Origin of the sequence: Streptomyces chilikensis, from assembly GCF_001642695.1 — a bacterium.
Taxonomy (GTDB): domain Bacteria; phylum Actinomycetota; class Actinomycetes; order Streptomycetales; family Streptomycetaceae; genus Streptomyces; species Streptomyces chilikensis.
The window spans coordinates 2,847,459-2,849,103 of sequence record NZ_LWCC02000005.1 but is presented as its reverse complement, the minus strand read 5'-3'; the positions used below and the strand labels follow the sequence as shown (position 1 = coordinate 2,849,103).

General features: G+C 77.0%; 2 protein-coding genes. Both read left to right on the top strand.

What is annotated here, in order from left to right:
- The first annotated feature begins 423 nt into the window (after positions 1–423).
- A complete protein-coding gene (locus tag A2U95_RS12790; RefSeq protein WP_166022244.1) occupies positions 424–825 on the top strand; it encodes a hypothetical protein in 402 nt (133 codons plus the stop codon).
- A partial coding sequence (locus A2U95_RS12785) for a DUF4388 domain-containing protein (protein ID WP_240957297.1) occupies positions 822–1,645 on the top strand: 824 nt, incomplete at its 3' end. The genes A2U95_RS12790 and A2U95_RS12785, both read left to right, overlap by 4 nt.

Below are 1,645 nucleotides of genomic sequence, written 5' to 3'. Positions count from 1 at the left end.
ACGGAGCGAACCGCCGCGAGCGCACGTGAGGCCTGCGCCCACCCGTGCCGCCCTTGGCGGCACGACTGCCCGCAGACAGAACGGACCGGTGCTCGGGCTGCCCGCCGCCCCCGCGGCACGGCTGCCCGCGGGCGGAGCGGGTCAAGGACTGCGCGGCGCCGTGGCGCGGTGGGTCGCAGGGGCTGCGGAAGGTGGCCGCCGGGCCCGCGGAGGGGGGCCCGCGCGAGGCCGCGGGGAGGTGTGGTGCGTCGGGCTGCCGGCCGGGGAGGAAGTGGGGCGATCCGGCCGTGGGGCGGCCCAGTCGACCCACCATAGTCCGCGCCGGGCATGTTCCGCGTGAAAATGCCAGAACCCCCACTACTCTCCGCGAACATGCGTAACCTCTCCGTCGTTCGCCCGAACACCAGGTGGAGGGGGCCACGCATGCCCGGAATCGACGAGTGTCTTCTGGAAGTCATGCGGTTGCCCGGGGCGAGGGGCGCCGCCCTGGTCGACTGGACCAGCGGACTTCCCCTCGGCACGGTCGGCGACCCGCCCGGCGGCGAGGACCACGACACCGCCGCCGCCGAGGCCGCCGAACTCGCCCGGCTCGCCGCCGAGCACGGCGCCTTCGCCCCCGGCGGGGGCGCGGGCTGGGACGGCGCCCGGCCGCCGGTGGAGGACGTCATCATCAGCAACCGGGACAGCTACCACGTCCTGCGGTTCCTGCGGGCCACCTACGAGAGCAGCGTCTTCCTCCACCTCTGGCTCGACCGCGACGAGGGCAACCTGGCACTGGCCCGGATCCGCCTGGGCGACCTGGCCGGGCGGCTGGTGCTCGGATGACGCCCGTGGACACGCCCCCGCCGCGCCTCCCGGTGCGTGACCCCTCGGACGCCCGGCAGCGCCCGTGGGGCAGCGTCTCGCCGATGCTGAACCGGCTGGCCGCCGAGCACGCCACCGGCGTCCTGGTCCGCGAGCGCGGCACGCTCTACCTGTCCGAGGGCCGGGTGGTGCACGCCGAGAGCCCGGCCACCCCCGGCATCGACGTGCTGCTCACCGCCGGCGGCGCGGTCGACGCGGAGGGGTGGCAGCGGGCCGTGGAGGGCGCGGAGGCCGACCCGGAGCGGCCGGTGGGCCGGACGCTGATATCGCAGGGCATGCTCTCCCAGGGCCAGCTGGAGCTCTGCCACCTGGGCACCCTCTTCGACGCCGCCTACTTCGCCCTCGCCCCCAGCAGCGCGCCCGGCCACTTCCGCTACGGCGCCTGGCACTGGATGGGCCACGTGCGGCCGGTCCCCGTCTCCGCGCTGGAACGGGAGACGATGCGGCGGCGTTCGCTGCTGAACCGCATCTGGCCGGACCCGTCGACCGACACCGCCCCGCTGACCGCCGTCCGCGCGGACCGGCCCGGGCCGGTCTGCGCGAGGCGGCAGGCGATCCTGGACCTGGTCGACGGCCGGCGGACGGCCACCGACATAGCCCGCGAGCTGGGCCGCCCGGCGTTCCACACCCTGGTGGACCTGCGCCGGCTGGCCGCCGCGGGCCTGGTCGCCGCCACCCACCGCCCGGCGGCTCCCCCTCGGCCGGCCACCGCCGCGGGGGCGGGGAACGGCGGCGCGGCCACGCTCCCCGGGCAGCCGACCGCCCGTAGCCGTCCGGCGGT